A 17,311-nucleotide genomic window follows, 5' to 3' on the forward strand; every position below is an offset into this window, starting at 1 on the left:
TCGTTCAGGGTATAACGACGGCGAAGTCCTGCGTCAACGTGGATTTCGCCGTGCTGAAGTCGGCCGTCCCGACCGGCCCCTCCAGATGGATGCTCACGAGGTATTGCTTGGTGTTCGTCCAGATGTGGGTGACGCGGTCGGCGAAGTCGATCCCGCCGGAGGGCCCCCGCAGTGTGCCGCTCAGCCGCTGGCTGCTGTACCCACAGAACTGCGCACCCGTGACGGAGAATTTCTGACGCGGCATCGACCCGCCCACACCGGCGGTGTAACGCATGAACGCGCTGTCGGGCGGCAGCTCCGTCGGGGCGATTTTCACCGTCCCCGTCATGCCTGCGGGGCCAGTCAACGTCAATGCCGTATCACCGGTACCCGCAGCCGAATTCCAGCCATCTGGCACGCTGATCGTGATCCGCGGCGCAGCCGGGTCCGACACGGTGGCCGCCGTGGGGTGGCCGTTGCCGATCGGCGACGCAACGCAGGACAGCGAATTGGGCGGAATGTGGTCAGGCAGCGTCGGCGCGATGCCAGGCACCGGCTCTACCGGGTCGGAATACGCCGTCGATCCGGCGGACCCATTGGTGACGCGCCCGCAGCCGGCCGCCGACAGGCAGACCAGGCCGGCCGCGCCGAGGACCGCGCACAGCAGTCTAGCTGGAGCGCTAGTCGCGCGAGAAGGCAAGCGCCAGTTCCCTTTCCACATCCACATATGGTCGACCGGAGACGTCGACGGTGACCTGGGCGATGGTACCGCCAGTGAAGGTAAACGGTGCTTTGTAGCGGCTCGACACTGCCGAACCCCCATTGCGCCCAACGGTAATGCCCGCGCCGGCCAACCCGAACGTTCCGGGATGTGTTGTTACGTCCGACAATGTGCCGACCGCATGTTCGTCGAAGAACAGCGTTGCCTCTCCGAGCGGGGTGTGGCTGTTGGCCACGGTTCCCGTCCGGGTGTAGCAGACGCCGAGCAGGTGCCTGCCCAACGGGATCGGACCGTTCGACGAGATCAGTTGTTGGCGTTCGCCGAGGAAGTTGTAGACATAGTGCAAACGCCCGTCCTGGAGGAACAGCACGTGTCCGCCGTGCGCGCCGCCTTGCTTGAACAGCACACCTTCGGCACCGGTGGTATCCACAGTCACCTCGGCCACCACGGCGAATGATCGGCCGCGAATCTCGGCGGCCGCGCCGATGCCGACGTCGGCGCAATTGGGATAGTAGATGTAGCTGGATCGATCGCTGACCAAATAGGGCCGCGACCGCGTCATCGTTTCAACGATGTTCAAATCCGATAGCGGCAGCCCGTTGTACTTGGCGGCCTCCGAATACCACAGCGCCGTGAGTTCCCCGAGCTTCTCGGGGTGCTCGGCGGCCAGGTCGTGGCATTGGCTGCGGTCTTTTTCGATGTGGAACAGTTCCCACCGATCGGTGTCGAAATGCGACCAACCGGCTGGTGTGGCGGCGTGAACGGTGTTGGCAAACCAACCCTTGTGCCAGATTCCGCGAGTGCCCAGCATGGTGTAGAACTGGGTTTCTTTGTCCGTGAGGGCGGTCGGATCATCAAGAGCCGCTTTGAAACTCACGCCGTCCAGCGGCTTCTGGCCGATGCCCTTGACCGTCGCCGGGGGCGTCATACCCAACAGGTCGTAAACCGTCGGAGTGATGTCGCAGACGTTGACGTAGTGGTCGCGGACCTCGCCGCGCGCCGCAATACCGTTGGGCCAGGAGATGATTGCCGGGTCGGCGATACCGCCTTCATGCGATGCGTAGCGCTTGAACAGCTTGTAGGGTGCGTTGAAGGCCATCGCCCACCCGATCGGGTAGTGGTTGTAGGTCTGTGGCCCACCAAGGTGATTGAAGAGCTTCATGCTCTCCTCGACGGTATCGATGTAGCCGTTGAAGAACTTGCCCTCGTTGACCGATCCGTTGGGTCCGCCTTCACCGCTGGCACCGTTGTCCGAGATCACGACGACGATGGTGTTGTCCAGCTGGCCGGATTCCTCGAGATAGTCCAGAATTCGGCCGATCTGGGCATCGGTGTAGCTCAGGAAGCCGGCGAATACCTCGGCCATCCGGGTGAACAGCTTCTTCTCTTCATCGCCCAGCGAGTCCCAGGGGCGCACCGTGTCCTGTAATGGCCACGACTCACCCGACGGGCCTTTCACGTCGAGATAGGGGTTGATGGGCGATAGTTCGGTTTCGGGCGGAACGATCCCCATCGACTTCTGCTTTTCCAGCACGATCTCGCGGTATTTCTCGTAGCCCATATCGAATCGGCCGGCGTACTTGTCGGCCCATTCCTTGAAGACGTGGTGCGGGGCGTGCCCGGCCCCGGGGCACACGTAGCTGAACCACGGCTTGTCCGGCGCAATCACCTTGGCATCGCGAATGAACTCGATCGTCTTGTCGGCGATGTCCTTGGACAGGTGGTAACCGTCCTCGGGAGTGCCGGGCGGGTTGACCGGGTGGTTGTCGTACACCAGGTCGGGATACCACTGGTCGGTTTCGCCGCCCATGAACCCGTAGAATCGCTCGAAGCCGCGCGAGGTCGGCCAGTGCCGCTTGGTCGACGCCATGCTGGATTCCTCGAGTGGCGTCAGATGCCACTTGCCGACGCAATAGGTGTTGTAGCCCCGTTCGGCGAGTACCTCGGACAGCAGCGCGGTGTCGGCAGGGATGCGACCGTTGCAGTTGGGGAAACCGTCGGTGAATTCTTCGATGGTGGCCATACCGACGGTGGTCGCGTTGCGACCGGTCAGTAGCGACGCCCTCGTTGGTGAGCACAATGCGGTGGTGTGAAATTGCGACAATCGCACGCCGCGCTCGGCGATCCGGGTCATGGCGGGCATCTCAACAAGGCCGCCAAAGCAGTCCCAGGTCGCTATTCCGGTGTCGTCCCAGACCAAGTAGAGGATGTTAGGAGAGTTCTCCGGTGCCGTCGGCGCAGCGTAGGGACCCCAGTCCGGCTCCGAGTCGCGAATGTCCAGCTCGATCTTGCCGTTAAACTCGGTCACCTTCGCCGGCCTCACTCCCGTAGTGGACTTACCCAGACATCGCGTGCAGATTACACCTGCCACAGGCTAGTCAGCCCAACTCAGAAACGCCTGAGAGCTCAGGTCCGGCGGCGCTTATCGCAGCTCCACGATCAGGCGCTGCGGTCCATTGCGGCGGTTGCTGCGCGGCCATTCGACGGGGCCGACAACCGCGATGTGCTCGAAGCGAGGCAGCAGTTCCTCGAAGAACACCCGCAGTTGCAGACGTGCCAGATTAGCGCCCATGCAATAGTGCACCCCTTGACCAAAGCCCAGGTGCGGGTTGGGTCGTCGGGTGATGTCGAACTCGTCCGCGCGGTCGAACACGTGCGCATCGCGGTTGGCGGAGCCCTCCCACACCAGCACCTTCTGCCCGGCCTCGATCGCCTTTCCGCCCAACGCGACATCGCGGGTGGCCGTGCGGCGCTTCGACGGCGACGGCGTGGTCCACCGCACTATCTCCTCGATCGCCGTCGGCACCAACTCCGAGTCGCGGCGAAGCCGCTGCCACTGATCCGGGTGTTCTGCCAGAGCCAGCAGTCCGCCGGCGAGTGCGTTGCGGACGGTGTCGGTGCCCGCACTGAACAGCTGATGGAAGAACAGATACTGCTCGGTGTCCGACAGGACCGGTGCATCGGGATCGTCGATGGTGGCGTTGACGACGATCGACAGCATGTCGTCGGCCGGTTCGGCGCGTTTGCGCGCGATAAGCTCCTCGCCGTAGCTGTCCCTGCGGGATTCGGCGTTTTCACCGAAAACCCATGAAACGTAGGCTTTTTCAGAGCCGCGAAAGTCGTAGCCCGATTCGAACTCCGCCAACAGCCAATGCCGGTCGCTCTCCGGCACTCCGAGCAGCATGCAGATCGTCTGCGTCGGCAGCTCGGGAGCGACGTCGGCCGCGAAGTCGAACGCCACGCCGGGCTCGATCTCGTCGAACAATCGGCGGGCCCGCTGGCGCAGGTCGTCTTCGATTCGACGGATCATTCGCGCCCCGAGGCCGGAGCTGACCAGTCGGCGGATGGCCGCGTGCCGTGGACCGTCCATCATACTGAGCACCTGGCCAGCGACCGACATGTCCTGCAGGACCGTGCCGCCGTAAGGTCGCTGACCGCCGGTGACGGACGAGAAAGTCACTGAGTCACGCAGCACCGCAATGGTTTCGGCATAGCCGGCTACCGACCAGAAGCCTTCGGCGTCGGGTGTGTGCTCGGTCGGCTCATGCCAGAACACCGGGGCCTCACGACGATGGATCCCGAAGACCTGGTGGGGGAAACCGTTGGCGAAGGTGTCCGGATTCGTGAGATCGACGCAGAGCGGGTCGAAGCGTGGCCGTTCGATGGTGGTTCGCATGACTACCGGCTCGCATCGAGCATGCCCGGCTGCGCCCGTGACGGGCGCAGCCTTAATGGGCAGCTCAACTCACTCGACGACGCCGTCGGCCTGGTAGATCGGCAGCGAGTAAGCAATCTCGATGTCGCGGAACAGGATTTCGTGGGACATGAAACTCCTCGTGGTTGATTTGTGAATCGGTATCGCCAAACTTACTGACGCGGTTGGCAGAGCGGTGTCCGCCGACCGGCCCAATTTAGTGAACGCGATCGTATCCTCTGATTGGGGGACAAACGTCACTACGGCAGCCGCACGGGTGAATTCACCTGGGCGGCCGACCCTCATTCGACGCCGTCGCCGGCCTTGAAGACGGGCACCGAGTACGCGGCCTCTTTTTCGCCGAACAGGATTTCGTGGGACATGGGTTGACCTCCTTCTCGATCCACGCCCAGCAATGCGGCGCAAGGTGGGCGGTATGCGAATCACGGAATCGCAAAACTAACAGCGCAATTCGCCAACCGGTGTCCCCCGACCGGCGTCTGTTAGACCACTTTTGTGTCGTACGGGCAGCGGACAGACGTTGCTCCGCTAGCTGCTCCGCTAGCTGCTCCGCAAGTTGCTCCGCTGGCGTGTAGACACAAAACCCCGACACGCTTAGCGTGTCGGGGTTTTGTGTCTGCTCGCGGCCCTTACTTGGCCTTCTCGAGGATCTCGACGAGACGCCAGCGCTTGGTCGCTGACAGCGGACGCGTCTCCATCAGCGCGACACGGTCACCGATGCCCGCAGTGCTGTTCTCGTCGTGCGCCTTGACCTTCTTGGTGGTGCGGATGATCTTGCCGTACAGCGGGTGCCGCATGCGATCTTCCAATTCGACCACAATGGTCTTTTGCATCTTGTCGCTCACCACATAGCCGATGCGGGTCTTACGACGGCCGCGCGCCTTCGGAGTGCGCGGAGTGTTCTTGGGGCCCTTGTCCTTCGGCGCAGCGTCCTTCGGTGCTGCCGCCTTCGGTGCAGCCTTCTTGGCCGTCGCCTTCTTCGCTGCGGGGGCCGCTTTCGCGCCGGTCTTAGCCTCTGCCATCACGATTCCTTCACGCTTCGTTCTCGGGGGCACCATCGGGCCCAGAAGCCAGACCCAGTTCTCGTTCACGCAGCACGGTGTAAATCCGCGCGATTTCCTGACGCACCGTGCGGAGCCGGCGGTTGTTCGTAAGCTGCCCGGTCGCCATCTGGAAGCGCAGATTGAACAGCTCTTCCTTGGATTCGCGCAACCGCTCGGTCAGCTCTTCGTCGGTAAGCTCGCGCAGTTCGCCAGGGGAAACTCCCACTGCCATCAGAACTGCTCCTCTCGAGTCACGATGCGTGCCTTGATCGGCAACTTGTGGATAGCACGGGTCAGCGCGGCCCGGGCGGTCTGCTCGTTGGGATAGCTCAGCTCGAACAGCACCCGGCCGGGCTTGACGTTAACCACCCACCACTCCGGCGAGCCCTTACCCGAACCCATCCGGGTCTCGGCGGGCTTCTTGGTCAACGGGCGGTCCGGGAAGATGTTGATCCACACCTTGCCGCCACGCTTGATGTGCCGGTTGATGGCGATACGAGCGGACTCGATCTGCCGGTTGGTGACGTAAGCGTGCTCGAGGGCCTGGATGCCGTAGTCGCCGAAGTTCACCGTCGTGCCGCCACTGGCGATGCCGCGCTGGCGGGGATGGTGTTGCTTTCGGGGTTTAACTTTGCGGGGAATCAACATGATTCAGCTCTCCGTGCTCTGCGTGCTCTGCGTGTCGACGGCCGTGGCCACATCTCCCGACGACCCAGCGGCGGTTTCCTCACCACCCGCGGCGCGACCGGCGTCGGTACCGGTCGCCGTGGTGCCGGAGGCACCGCTGCGACGCGGACGGGTGCTCGACGGCCGCTCGCGACGTGGGCGCTCGGCGCCCGCGGGCGCGGCGGCGGCCAATTCGCGTTTGCCGCCGACGATGTCGCCCTTGTAGATCCACACCTTCACGCCGATCCGGCCGAAGGTGGTCTTGGCTTCGTACAGGCCGTAGTCGATGTCTGCCCGCAACGTGTGCAGCGGCACGCGGCCCTCGCGGTAGAACTCCGAGCGGCTCATCTCCGCACCGCCGAGCCGGCCAGAGCACTGTACCCGGATTCCCTTGACGTTGGGCTGACGCATCGCCGACTGGATTGCCTTGCGCATCGCCCGACGGAACGCAACCCGGTTGCTCAACTGCTCGGCAACCCCCTGGGCCACCAATTGCGCTTGGGACTCAGGGTTTTTGACTTCGAGGATGTTGAGCTGTACCTGCTTGCCGGTCAACTTCTCCAGGTCGGCACGGATCCGGTCGGCCTCGGTACCGCGGCGACCGATGACAATGCCAGGACGGGCGGTGTGGATGTCCACCCGGACCCGGTCGCGGGTCCGCTCGATCTCCACGTCGGCGATCCCCGCGCGTTCCAGACCACTGGACAGCAGCCGGCGGATCGCTACGTCTTCCTTGACGTACTCGGCGTACTGCTTATCGGCGTACCAGCGCGACTTCCAGTCGGTGGTAATGCCTAGCCGGAAGCCGTGCGGATTGATCTTCTGGCCCACTAGTCTGAGCCTCCCTTCGCTTCAGAAGCCTCAGAAGTCTTGGCAGCAGCCTTCTTCGCGGGTGCTTTCTTTGCCGGTGCCTTCGCGGCCGCCTTCTTGGCCGGCGCCTTGGTTGCCGCCTTCTTCGCCGGTGCCTTGGCGGCGGCCTTGCTGCCCTCGGCACGGCGCGCGCGCGACGACTTCGCTGAACGTTGGTCCTTGGTCGGCCGGCTCTCCACTACCACGGTGATGTGGCTGGTTCGCCTGCGGATCCGGAACGCCCGGCCCTGGGCGCGCGGACGGATCCGCTTGGCGGTGGGACCCTCGTCGGCGTAAACGGTGGCCACCACCAGAGTCGCCGGGTCCAGCCCGTTGTTGTTCTGGGCGTTGGCGGCCGCACTGGCGATCACCTTGGCCACCGGCTCACTGGCGGCCTGTGGCGCCCAGCGCAAGATGTCGAGCGCGTCTGATACCGACCGACCGCGAACCAGGTCGATGACCCGGCGCGCCTTTCTAGGCGACACCCGCACAAACCGTGCCTTGGCGACCGCCGACGGGAACTCAGTGGTGGTACTCATCTATACCCTCTGCTCTGCGCGCAAGCGCTCATCGCCGCTTCGCTTTTCGGTCGTCCTTGATGTGTCCCTTGAAGGTGCGCGTAGGCGCGAATTCACCAAGCTTGTGACCCACCATCGACTCGGTGACGAACACCGGAACATGCTTGCGGCCGTCGTGCACCGCGAAGGTGTGACCGATGAAGTCCGGAATGATCGTCGAGCGCCGCGACCAGGTCTTGATGACCTGCTTGGTGTTCTTCTCGTTCTGCACGTCGACCTTCTTGAGCAGATGGTCGTCGACGAACGGGCCCTTCTTCAGGCTGCGTGGCATAGTTGGCTACTCCCTGAAACTTCCTTCATTTGCACGGCGTTAGCGCCCGTGCTTCTTGCCGGTGCGCCGACGTCGGACGATGAGCTTGTTGCTCGCCTTGTTCGGGTTACGGGTGCGGCCCTCGGGCTTGCCCCACGGGCTGACTGGGTGACGGCCACCGGAGGTCTTGCCCTCCCCACCGCCGTGCGGGTGGTCGACGGGGTTCATCACCACCCCGCGGACCGAGGGGCGCTTGCCCTTCCATCGCATGCGACCGGCCTTGCCCCAGTTAATGTTTGCCTGCTCGGCATTGCCCACCTCGCCGACGGTCGCGCGGCAGCGGACGTCGACCCGGCGGATCTCACCACTGGGCATACGCAACGACGCGTAGCTGGCCTCCTTGCCGAGCAGCTGGATGCTCGATCCGGCCGAGCGCGCCAGCTTGGCGCCGCCCCCGGGCCGCAGCTCGACGGCGTGAATCAAGGTACCGGCCGGGATATTGCGCAACGGCAGGTTATTGCCCGGCTTGATGTCGGCGTTGGCGCCCGACTCCACGATGTCGCCCTGCGAAAGTCCGTTCGGCGCAATGATGTAGCGCTTCTCGCCGTCCAGAAAGTGCAGGAGGGCAATCCTTGCCGTGCGGTTCGGGTCGTACTCGATGTGCGCAACCTTGGCGTTGACACCGTCTTTGTCGTTGCGGCGGAAGTCGATCACCCGGTAGGCACGCTTGTGGCCCCCGCCCTTGTGCCGCGTGGTGATCCGGCCATGCGCGTTACGCCCGCCATGACCGTGCAGCGGCCGCACCAGCGACTTCTCCGGGGGTGACCGCGTGATCTCGGCGAAATCGGAAACGCTGGCACCGCGACGGCCCGGCGTCGTCGGCTTGTACTTACGAATTGCCATGTCTAATCAGATCTCTCTCTCGCGCGCGGCGACTAGGCCGGTGCTCCGAACAGGTCGATCGGCTTACTACCCGGCGCCAACGTGACGATGGCGCGCTTGGTGTTCTTACGCTTTCCGTACCCGGTCCTGGTGCGCTTGCGCTTGCCCTGCCGATTCGCGGTGTTCACCGACGCGACCTTGACGGAAAAGATCTTCTCGACCGCGATCTTGATCTGCGTCTTGTTCGAATCGGGGTGCACCACAAACGTGTACACATTGTCGTCGAGCAGCCCGTAGGACTTCTCTGAGATGACCGGGGCCAGGATGATGTCGCGGGGATCAGCGATGGTCGCCATCAGGCCGAAACCTCCTCGGGCGTCTCCGTGCTGGCTGTGTTCGCTGCGATGTAGGCGTTGAGCGCCTCCACGCTGAACACCACGTCATCGGCGCGCAGCACGTCATAGGTGTTGAGCTGGTCGGGCGTCAGGATGTGCACGCCGGGCAGGTTGCGCACGCTTTTTGCACCCGCCTCGTCGCTGCGTCCGATGACCACCAGGACCTGCTTGCGATCCGTCAGCGTGCCCAGGAATGCCTTGGCGCTCTTAGTGGAAGGGGTTTGGCCTTCCACCAGTTCGGTGACCGCGTGGATGCGCCCGTTGCGTGCTCGGTCGGACAACGCTCCGCGCAACGCCGCCGCGATCATCTTCTTGGGGGTTCGCTGGCTGTAGTCGCGCGGCTGGGGACCGTGCACACCCCCGCCGCCGGTGACCTGGGGGGCCCGCGTCGAGCCCTGCCGAGCGCGGCCGTTTCCCTTCTGCCGATGGGGCTTGCGGCCCCCGCCACTGACGTCGCCGCGCGTCTTCGTCGCATGCGTGCCCTGCCGGGCCGCCGCCCGCTGTGCGGTGACCACCTGGTGCATCAGCGCGATATTCGCCGGGACGTCAAACAGCTCGGCCGGCAGCTCGATGGAGCCGTCAACCTTGCCGACCGGCGTCTTGACGTCAATCTTCAGTGTCTTGTAACCCTGGGCAGCCATTACTTCTCACCTCGCTTGATCGCGCTGCGGACCACCACCAGTCCACCGGTGCGCCCGGGGACCGCACCCTTGATCAGCAGCACGCCGTTCTCGGCATCGACCTTGTGCACCAACAGGTTCTGGGCGGTTACCCGGTCGTTGCCCATGCGGCCCGACATCCGGGTGCCCTTGAACACCCGCGCCGGAGTGGCGCAGCCGCCAATCGAGCCCGGGCGCCGGTGCACCGCCTGGGCGCCGTGGCTGGCACCCTGACCGCGGAAACCGTGGCGCTTCATGGTGCCGGCGTAGCCCTTGCCCTTGGAGGTGCCTGTCACGTCGACGTAGCTGCCGTCGGCGAAGATCGCGGCCGTCAACTCCTGGCCGACCTCGTACTCGTTAGCCGCGTCCGCGTCGTCCAGTCGCAATTCGGCCAGGTGACGTCGTGGGTTGACACCCGCGGCGGTGTACTGACCGGTCAATGGCTTGTTGACCTTGCGAGGACTGATCTCGCCATACGCCAGCTGCACAGCGCAGTACCCGTCACGCTCCGGGGTGCGGATGCGGGTCACCACGTTCGGCCCCGCCTTGACCACAGTCACCGGCACAACCCTGTTGTTTTCGTCGAATACCTGCGTCATGCCCAGCTTGGTACCCAGAATGCCTTTTCTTGCCATTGCTCGCCGAATCTCCTACTGGATGTTGACGTCGACACTGGCCGGCAGATCGATACGCATGAGGGCGTCAACGGTCTTCGGCGTCGGATCGAGGATGTCGATCAACCGCTTGTGGGTGCGCATCTCGAAGTGCTCGCGCGAGTCCTTGTACTTATGCGGGGAGCGAATGACGCAATACACGTTCTTTTCGGTCGGCAATGGCACCGGACCCACGACGCTAGCGCCCGTGCGGACGACGGTCTCGACGATCTTTCGCGCCGAAGCGTCAATAGCCTCATGGTCGTAGGCCTTGAGCCTGATGCGGATCTTCTGTCCCGCCACGCTTTCCTACCTCATCTCCCGCTTGAGGCCCGTCCGGACCTGTCCCACTCGTCCCGTTTCGAAGGCCCGGTCCCCGGACCTGGTGCCCCCAGCGCGCCGGTCGACCCAGGCCCATTCCTGGCCGAGTTAGCGTCGCGCCGGATACTGCGCCGCTGTTTACTAGTCGTGGTCCACCGGCCCCCGCGCTCGGGCGTGTCACCCGCACGCAGCCTCGGAACCGGCCGAAATTGGTCGCTCTCCAAGGTTGGGACCGGACGCGCCCGTTTGGGCGCTGGTCGTATGCCCGGCCAGGCGCAAACCTGGCGCAAGACAACCTGAACAGTATGCCTTAGATCACCGCTTCGGCCAAATCCCGACCACTGTGAGCGCCAGGCTCCGTCCGGCGACAAACGGAGTGGGTTCAGCCCGGACTGAACTCCGAGGCTGGCGCCCCAGCCGTCAGCGAGTTCATGCGCACCGCCACCGAGGACACCGTCATACCTGGAGTGCCCATCGCCAAGGGCGAGTCGGCGTATCTGTCGTATGTCTCCGCCAACCGGGACGAGGAAGTGTTCGACGAACCGTTTCGCTTCGATGTCGCGAAACACCAATAAACACTTGGCATTCGGCTTCGGCGTGCACTTCAGCCTGGGTGCCGGGCTGGCCCGCAGGGAAGTAGGCAGTTTCTTCGCCGAGCGCTTGTCGCGGCTGAAGTCGATCGAGTTGAACGGCGAACCCGCATCGTCACCACGTTCGTCGGCGGCCTCACGCAGCTGCCGATTCGATACTCTCGCTGCGCTGATACCGCCGGACCAAAGGTTTAAGTGGACCGCGCGCCGGGCATAACGATCTCTGTCTAGCTGGAGGGGGCGACATGTCATTTGTCAGTGCGGCGCCGGACTATGTTGCTGCGGCGCAACAGATTTTGCGAGCATAGGTTCGACGATCAGCAATGCCAGCGCACTGGCAGCGGCCCCTACATCGGGGGCGGTGTTCCCCGCGGGTGCCGATGAGATATCGACGTGGCTAGCGGCGCTGTTCGCGGCGCGCGCACAGACATATCAGCTGCTCAGCGCTCAGGCGGAGGCGTTCCACAATCAGTTTGTGCAGCTGATGAGTTCCGGCGCGGAGCAGTACGCGCTCAGCGAGGCCACGAACAACTCGACCTTGCAGACCGCCGGGCAAGGTGCCTCTGCGGTCGGTGCCCCCGGCCAGGCGCTGTTGGGTGGTCTGCTGACCGGCGCCGCCTACCATGGGGCGCCGGCCACCGGCGCAACGACGCCAACGGCGGCATTCAGTGCGGCCACGGCGGTACCTGCGCAGCCGACCACAGCAGTGGTAGCGCCGGGTTCGGTCGGTCCTTCGGTGGTGCCGATGGGACGGGCGGTGCCGACGGGTTCAACTGCGGCGGCGGGGTCGGTCGGGCCGACGGTCCGTCAGCCATTCCAACCTCTTGTAGCGGCCGAGTCGGCGGGGCCCGTGGCGGCAGAGGTCAGCTCGCCAGCCGCGCTAACGCCATTGCCCGCCGGGCCGGCGGCGCGGGCGGTGCCGGCGGGGGCAACGTCGGCGGCGGGTCGGGCAGACGCGGTCCAGCCGAGGGCGGCAACGCCCGGCCTCTTAGCGGTCAGCTGCGCTCAACGAACCCCGCCGCGCGGTGCGCCAGCATCACGATGGTTGCGTGCGGACCACGGCTGGTGATCACCGGCAGGATGGAACCATCAATTACCCACAGGTTCTCGATTCCGCGAACGCGGCACCGTTGGTCCACAACGGCTTTCGGATCACCCTCGACGCCCATCGGCGCGCTGCCACACAGATGCTGACACGTCGACCACGCTGGCTCACCGATTCCTGTTGTCAAACCCGCTATTTCGCGCGCCAATTCCGTGCCGCGACGTAGCGCTGCTACGTCCTCCGGCTCGCTGTCGTAATGGTGCTCAATACGGGGTGCGACCCAGGGATCGGGTGAAACCACGCTGATTCGCCCCCGGGCACGGGGCTGCATGAGTGCTACCCCGATATGCGGCCAGTCGGGATGTCCTGGGGTGCCGTTGCCGGTCATTGCGACGAAACCGCCTGTATACGGCCTAATCTCGAGGTCATCATCGGTGCTGAGCACCACCTCTACAGCTGGACGTTGGGCGGCGACGGTCCACGTGGTCGGCAGTACCCATTCGGGGTGATCGCTACAACTCATGCCGACCGGCAGCGCCGCCACCACTAGCAATCCAGCGGCCCGTAGCATTGCAGGGTCGCCGATACCGGAAAGCATCAGCAGATGTGCCGATTCAATCGCACCGGCGCACAACACGATTCGGTCGGCGGTAAAGGTGGTCGCGCCTGTTGGGCCCATCGCGTCAACGCCCACGGCCGTTTGCCCTGGGAAGGCGCCGGAAAAGCGCAATCGAAGTGCCCGCGTCTGCTCTACAAGCGTCAGGTTGACCCGGCTCAGGGCAGGTATTAAATATCCCGCCCCCGAGCCGGTCCGCACCCCATCGACGATATTGAGCGGGACCGCACCAATTCCCGAAACGACCTCCGGTCCCACATCATTGAGATCAGCGATCCAGTGAAAACCGGCGCGCTCGGCGGCAGCTATAAAAATTTCGGTGGTCCCAGTCATGTCGTGTGTCCGACGAACCGGGATCGGCCCAGCGTTGCCGTGGGCCGGACCGTCGAAATCCATGTCGGTTTCGATTGCCCGAAAGTGTTCGAGGACATCCGACCACGCCCAGCCGGAGATCGAATAGCGATCGAAGTCGCGCGGTAATCCACGGCAGAAGTAGCCGCCGTTGATGGCGCCGGAACCGCCCAGCGTTGCTCCTCGCACGATCGGCAGCTGACGAACCGGTCGATCGGTCAGCTGGGTCTCATACCGCTGGACCAGGGGGCTGCCGGCACCGATGGGCAATTGCAGCCCGTTGGCGGTCTGGGCCAGCACTCCGGGATGGGCGAGTCCGGGGCCGGCCTCGAGCACGGTCACCACACAACTGGGATCGGCGGAAAGACGCTCGGCAACAACCGATCCAGCGCTTCCAGCACCGACGATCAAAACATCGCTATGCCGGACGGCTGCAGTCAAGGCGGCGGTTACGTCCGGATCTGCGGCTTGAGCGCACCGATGTTGCGTTCGCGCAGCACCCCGTACCACAGGCCGATGCCGTAGGCCAGGTCGTCGACGCGCTTGAGCAACAAGAAGGTCAGTAGCCCGATCGGTTCAGCACCACCGTCGGCGGCCTCCCTGCGGCGCAGCCAGTCCGCGACACCATCCACGACAGCCGCTATCAGAACGACCCGCCTACAGTGGCGCGACAGAATTGCCGCGAGCAAGGCCACCGGCCAGTAGTGCCGGCAAAGCGCCGATGCGAGTTGCAACGCCGCCGACCACAACCCGCGGGTGGCAACCACGAGGACATCCCAGAACGACGTCTCGGCGCCGCGCATGGCCTTCGCGATGCGACGGCCCGTCACCAGGGCAATGATCAGCGAAGCCAGCTGAGCAACGCCGGTACCCAGTGACATGAGGACCCAAGCCATCAATGCCCAGCCGGAGATCACCACCGGCGCGGTCTTGTCAGGATGCCGTAGCGATAGCGGAGCAGCTGAGCCGCCGTAAAAGGCCTTGCGCGCGAGCCAGTCCCGCAATTCCGTGCGATGGTCATGCGCGACCAGCGCGATTGGCTCATAGCGCAGCCGGGCACCGGCCTCGATGAGCCGCCAGCACAGGTCGACGTCTTCGCCGGACTGCAGGGTCTCGTCGAACCCGCCAACCTCCCGGATGGCCGAGCTGCGGCAGATGATCGCCGCACTGGGCACGTAGGACACCGTGCTGTGCGGTAGCACCGGCGCTTCCCGCTGACCCAGATCAAGTGACGAGTGCACCGCCTCATAGCGAGCTACCACATTCTCGCTTTGTGACAGACCCACGATCCGCGGCGCGACGAGTGCAACGGTGGGATCACAAAAGTGGCCCAGCAGCGCCTCCAGCCATCCACGTTGCGGCGCCACGTCGGAATCCAGGAAGGCTACGAAGTCGGTGGTGCATGCCGCCAGCCCGGTGTTGCGCGCGGCCGACGGTCCCTTGCTGCGGGGGTGGTGCAGCACTTCGATGTCGCAGTGTGCGCCAGCGAAGTCGTCCAGCTCAACCGGGTATGCCGAACCGTCGTCGACCACGATGACGCGCAGTCCGCGTAGCGAAGTCACCAAACGGCGCAGACCAGATGCGTTGTCGCGAACCGGGATAACGACGGTGACATCACGATGTGACGGGCCACTCGCCGGGCGCGGATGCGCGACCGTGGCGTCCAGCAGGGTGCGGGCCAACTGCGCACTGACCTCGTCGCGAACCTTGAGGCGGCCGTCGGAGATCATGTCTTGGGCGGCGGGAGCCAACCGCAGCAACCTCGTCGGTGAGCCTCCCAGCAGGGCCGCGCCGTGGCCGAGCACCCGCACGCGACGGTCAACCTGCACGGCGAACCCGTCGGGCAGGCGCGTTGCGGTCATGTCAGCATCCCGTCGGGCCCCGGCAACCACCTGGCGATTCGACGCGCACAGTCGTCGACCATCTCCGCAAAAATCCGTTTCCCGTCGTCGGCGGTCGCGGTCGTCGGGTCCCCCAGCACTCCTGTCGGGCTGACCGCCGCAACGCCACCACGGCGCATCGACGGCAGCAGCTCAGACAACGAAGCGCCATTGCCCGCGCGCCAGCGGTCGGTCAGCACATCGGCAGGTGAAAGATGCAGCAACAGGGACGTTTCGGTATGGCCGGCGTGGGCGTCAGCGCCAGCTGAGGTACAGGGGCACCATCCCGCGTCGCGACCTTCGGATCGCAGCAGGCTTACCGCGCGGTTCAACGCACCGAAATTGCCGCCGTGGCCATTTACGAAGACTAGACGCTCGGCCCAGCAGGCCGCCGAGCGGCCATACTCCACCAGCAGCATCGTCAGGGCTTCGGTACCGATAGAGATCGTTCCTGCGAAACTTTGATGCTCGCCGCTGGCACCGTAGGCGATGGCTGGCGCCAGCAGCCAATCGAGGCGTTCGGTGACAGCCCGGGCGACGGCGGTCGCAATCCGGGTATCGGTATCCAGCGGCAGGTGTGGACCATGCTGTTCGGTGGATCCCAGCGGGATCACTATTGACGGCGAGGTGGACATTTGTAACTGCCTCGACGTCGCACTCCCCAGTTCGCCGAGTACGGGCACTCGCCGATGGTAAGCCGAATTCACCTGGCGTGCACCGATTGTTACCTCTTTTGCTGAATTTTTTTCCCGCTTAGCCACTTAGACCGGCGAAATTAAACTCGTCCGCCCCGGCTGTCCCGCCAGTACCAGATTTTCCGCAAGGGTGATTTACAACGGCCTTCCCGGGTCCCGAAGTCTGTGGTAATAGGGGCACCGCCGAGACGGCCCACATCCCGTACGGGGAAACATCCCAACTCGGCCCCGATTTGACTCATTTAGAAGGCGGCATACCTAACTCACGCGCGAACCCCGCGGGAACCAGGATGTCGTCCTGTCCGAGGTCGTGAACCGATGTCCGCCCGAGCCCCATCAGGGCGGAGTCGATGCCGCCGCGCAAGATGTCGAGGACGTTCTCCACGCCCGACTGACCGGCCGCGGCCAGGCCCCACAGATAGGCGCGGCCAATCATCACCGCACGTGCTCCCAACGCCACGGCCTTGACTACGTCGCTCCCCCGCCGGATGCCACCGTCAAGCAGAACCTCGACCTGGTCGCCGACGGCTGCCGCCACGGCGGGCAGCGCACGGATCGACGCGGGTGTGCCATCCAAGTTGTTGCCGCCGTGGTTGGACACCGAGATCGCCGAAACACCAGCATCTACAGCCCTTTTGGCATCGTCGACGCGCATCACGCCCTTGAGCATGAATGGTCCGCCCCACAATTCCCGCAGCCAGGCGATGTCTTCCCAGGTCGGTGGAGGTGTGCCCATCCACTCCCCGTAGGCGGCGAAGAACGGCGGGCCAGGCTCGCCGCGGCGACCCTGGTTGGGCACCCGTAGGTCGGGTGGTCGCATCGTCTTGGCGAACTTCCAGAACCACCGGGGCTTGGTGATCGCCTCTGGGGACAGCCGCAGGATGGTCCGCAGGTTCATTTCTTCGGGGATCTTGGGGCTGCCCCAGTCGCGCCCGTGCGAGAACGTCCAATCGGTGGTGACGATCATTCCGGCCGCGCCGGCCTGCCGCGCCCGTTCCACACGCTCGGCGATCGCGTCGCGGCCACCCAGCCAGTAGACCTGGAAGAAGATTTTGGGGTTGGCGGCGACGACTTCCTCGATCGGCTTGCTGGCGAACGATGACAATCCCATCGCCGTGCCCCGGGCCGCCGCGGCGCGCGCGACGGCGATTTCACCATCGGGATCGACCGCCTGGACGCCGGTCGGCGAGATGATTACTGGTAGCGAAATATCTTGCCCCATAATCGTCGTCGACAAGTCACGCTTTTCCGGTGCGCCAACGACATGTGGCGCAAAACCGAGTTCGCTGAATGCCGCGACATTATCGGCGACCGTGATTCCCTTTTCACTTGCCGAAATCAGAGACGAGTAAACGGACTTCGGCAACCGACGCTTCGCGCGTTGCTGCGCGATGGCTACCGTTTCAAACCATTGGTCGGCCAT

20 protein-coding genes and 1 pseudogene are annotated in these 17,311 nt (G+C 64.5%); 3 read left to right on the forward strand and 18 right to left on the reverse strand.

Going from position 1 to position 17,311, the window contains the following annotated elements; genetic code table 11:
• Window positions 1-4: 4 nt before the first annotated feature.
• From MSIMFI_RS27670 to MSIMFI_RS01530, 3 genes are all read right to left on the reverse strand, one after another.
• The gene (locus tag MSIMFI_RS27670; protein WP_224770034.1) at window positions 5-679 is read right to left on the reverse strand and encodes a hypothetical protein; all 675 of its coding nucleotides are present in this window, start codon (window positions 677-679) and stop codon (window positions 5-7) included.
• Window positions 660-3,008 carry an arylsulfatase gene (locus MSIMFI_RS01525; RefSeq protein ID WP_224770035.1) on the reverse strand — a complete coding sequence of 783 codons (2,349 nt, stop codon included), beginning with the start codon at window positions 3,006-3,008 and terminating at the stop codon, window positions 660-662. The genes MSIMFI_RS27670 and MSIMFI_RS01525 overlap by 20 nt, the downstream gene beginning before the upstream one ends.
• 114 nt (window positions 3,009-3,122) lie before the next feature.
• A complete protein-coding gene (locus MSIMFI_RS01530) occupies window positions 3,123-4,364 on the reverse strand; it encodes a cytochrome P450 (RefSeq protein ID WP_224770218.1) in 1,242 nt (413 codons plus the stop codon).
• On the opposite strand from MSIMFI_RS01530, the gene MSIMFI_RS27675 reads away from it, so the two are divergent.
• On the forward strand, window positions 4,245-4,544 hold the full coding sequence (locus MSIMFI_RS27675; protein WP_224770273.1) for a hypothetical protein: 300 nt from the start codon (window positions 4,245-4,247) through the stop codon (window positions 4,542-4,544). The two genes, MSIMFI_RS01530 and MSIMFI_RS27675, sit on opposite strands and share 120 nt — an antisense overlap.
• 500 nt (window positions 4,545-5,044) lie before the next feature.
• Here MSIMFI_RS27675 and rpsQ read toward each other — a convergent pair whose 3' ends face one another.
• From rpsQ to rpsJ, 11 genes are read right to left on the reverse strand one after another with little or no spacing between them, the layout of a single operon-like run.
• Entirely contained in the window at window positions 5,045-5,440 is a 396-nt protein-coding gene (rpsQ, locus tag MSIMFI_RS01535; protein WP_191497967.1) for a 30S ribosomal protein S17, read from the reverse strand.
• Window positions 5,441-5,447: 7 nt separating this feature from the next.
• Window positions 5,448-5,690, reverse strand: a complete 243-nt coding sequence (rpmC, locus tag MSIMFI_RS01540) for a 50S ribosomal protein L29 (RefSeq protein WP_186241688.1) — start codon at window positions 5,688-5,690, stop codon at window positions 5,448-5,450.
• Complete coding sequence (rplP, locus tag MSIMFI_RS01545; RefSeq protein ID WP_191495881.1) at window positions 5,690-6,106, reverse strand: 50S ribosomal protein L16; 417 nt, start codon at window positions 6,104-6,106, stop codon at window positions 5,690-5,692. The genes rpmC and rplP overlap by 1 nt, the downstream gene beginning before the upstream one ends.
• A 3-nt stretch (window positions 6,107-6,109) precedes the next feature.
• A complete protein-coding gene (rpsC, locus tag MSIMFI_RS01550) occupies window positions 6,110-6,955 on the reverse strand; it encodes a 30S ribosomal protein S3 (protein ID WP_191495882.1) in 846 nt (281 codons plus the stop codon).
• Window positions 6,955-7,512, reverse strand: coding sequence for a 50S ribosomal protein L22 (gene rplV, locus MSIMFI_RS01555; RefSeq protein ID WP_186241686.1), 558 nt, complete (start codon window positions 7,510-7,512; stop codon window positions 6,955-6,957). The genes rpsC and rplV overlap by 1 nt, the downstream gene beginning before the upstream one ends.
• A gap of 28 nt (window positions 7,513-7,540) precedes the next feature.
• Window positions 7,541-7,822: a 30S ribosomal protein S19 gene (gene rpsS, locus MSIMFI_RS01560; protein WP_006245110.1), complete on the reverse strand. Its 282-nt coding sequence runs from the start codon at window positions 7,820-7,822 to the stop codon at window positions 7,541-7,543.
• Between the two features lie 39 nt (window positions 7,823-7,861).
• Window positions 7,862-8,704, reverse strand: coding sequence for a 50S ribosomal protein L2 (rplB, locus tag MSIMFI_RS01565; protein WP_191495883.1), 843 nt, complete (start codon window positions 8,702-8,704; stop codon window positions 7,862-7,864).
• 32 nt (window positions 8,705-8,736) lie between these two features.
• Complete coding sequence (rplW, locus tag MSIMFI_RS01570; RefSeq protein WP_085233441.1) at window positions 8,737-9,039, reverse strand: 50S ribosomal protein L23; 303 nt, start codon at window positions 9,037-9,039, stop codon at window positions 8,737-8,739.
• On the reverse strand, window positions 9,039-9,719 hold the full coding sequence (gene rplD, locus MSIMFI_RS01575) for a 50S ribosomal protein L4 (RefSeq protein WP_191495884.1): 681 nt from the start codon (window positions 9,717-9,719) through the stop codon (window positions 9,039-9,041). The genes rplW and rplD overlap by 1 nt, the downstream gene beginning before the upstream one ends.
• A complete protein-coding gene (gene rplC, locus MSIMFI_RS01580; RefSeq protein ID WP_186241683.1) occupies window positions 9,719-10,372 on the reverse strand; it encodes a 50S ribosomal protein L3 in 654 nt (217 codons plus the stop codon). Before rplC ends, rplD begins: the two co-directional genes overlap by 1 nt.
• Window positions 10,373-10,387: 15 nt before the next feature.
• A complete protein-coding gene (rpsJ, locus tag MSIMFI_RS01585; protein ID WP_003873519.1) occupies window positions 10,388-10,693 on the reverse strand; it encodes a 30S ribosomal protein S10 in 306 nt (101 codons plus the stop codon).
• Window positions 10,694-11,061: 368 nt separating this feature from the next.
• Between rpsJ and MSIMFI_RS01590 the strand changes: the two are divergent.
• Together MSIMFI_RS01590 and MSIMFI_RS28850 are read left to right on the forward strand one after the other, a co-directional pair.
• A pseudogene (locus MSIMFI_RS01590) lies at window positions 11,062-11,496 on the forward strand (cytochrome P450); the annotation flags it as partial.
• A 55-nt stretch (window positions 11,497-11,551) separates the two neighbouring features.
• Complete coding sequence (locus tag MSIMFI_RS28850; RefSeq protein WP_396820117.1) at window positions 11,552-12,370, forward strand: PE family protein; 819 nt, start codon at window positions 11,552-11,554, stop codon at window positions 12,368-12,370.
• Here MSIMFI_RS28850 and mftG read toward each other — a convergent pair.
• The 4 genes from mftG to mftD all read right to left on the reverse strand — a co-directional run bounded on the left by mftG (window position 12,297) and on the right by mftD (window position 17,311).
• Window positions 12,297-13,754: a mycofactocin dehydrogenase MftG gene (mftG, locus tag MSIMFI_RS01600; RefSeq protein WP_191495885.1), complete on the reverse strand. Its 1,458-nt coding sequence runs from the start codon at window positions 13,752-13,754 to the stop codon at window positions 12,297-12,299. The two genes, MSIMFI_RS28850 and mftG, sit on opposite strands and share 74 nt — an antisense overlap.
• A gap of 8 nt (window positions 13,755-13,762) precedes the next feature.
• Window positions 13,763-15,175, reverse strand: coding sequence for a mycofactocin biosynthesis glycosyltransferase MftF (mftF, locus tag MSIMFI_RS01605; protein WP_186241680.1), 1,413 nt, complete (start codon window positions 15,173-15,175; stop codon window positions 13,763-13,765).
• Window positions 15,172-15,900 (reverse strand): mycofactocin biosynthesis peptidyl-dipeptidase MftE, encoded by a 729-nt coding sequence (gene mftE / locus MSIMFI_RS01610; RefSeq protein WP_186241679.1) that lies wholly within the window; start codon window positions 15,898-15,900, stop codon window positions 15,172-15,174. The genes mftF and mftE overlap by 4 nt, the downstream gene beginning before the upstream one ends.
• 226 nt (window positions 15,901-16,126) lie before the next feature.
• Window positions 16,127-17,311: a pre-mycofactocin synthase MftD gene (gene mftD / locus MSIMFI_RS01615; RefSeq protein ID WP_191495886.1), complete on the reverse strand. Its 1,185-nt coding sequence runs from the start codon at window positions 17,309-17,311 to the stop codon at window positions 16,127-16,129.

This window comes from Mycobacterium simulans (genome assembly GCF_900232995.1).
Lineage (GTDB): Bacteria > Actinomycetota > Actinomycetes > Mycobacteriales > Mycobacteriaceae > Mycobacterium > Mycobacterium simulans.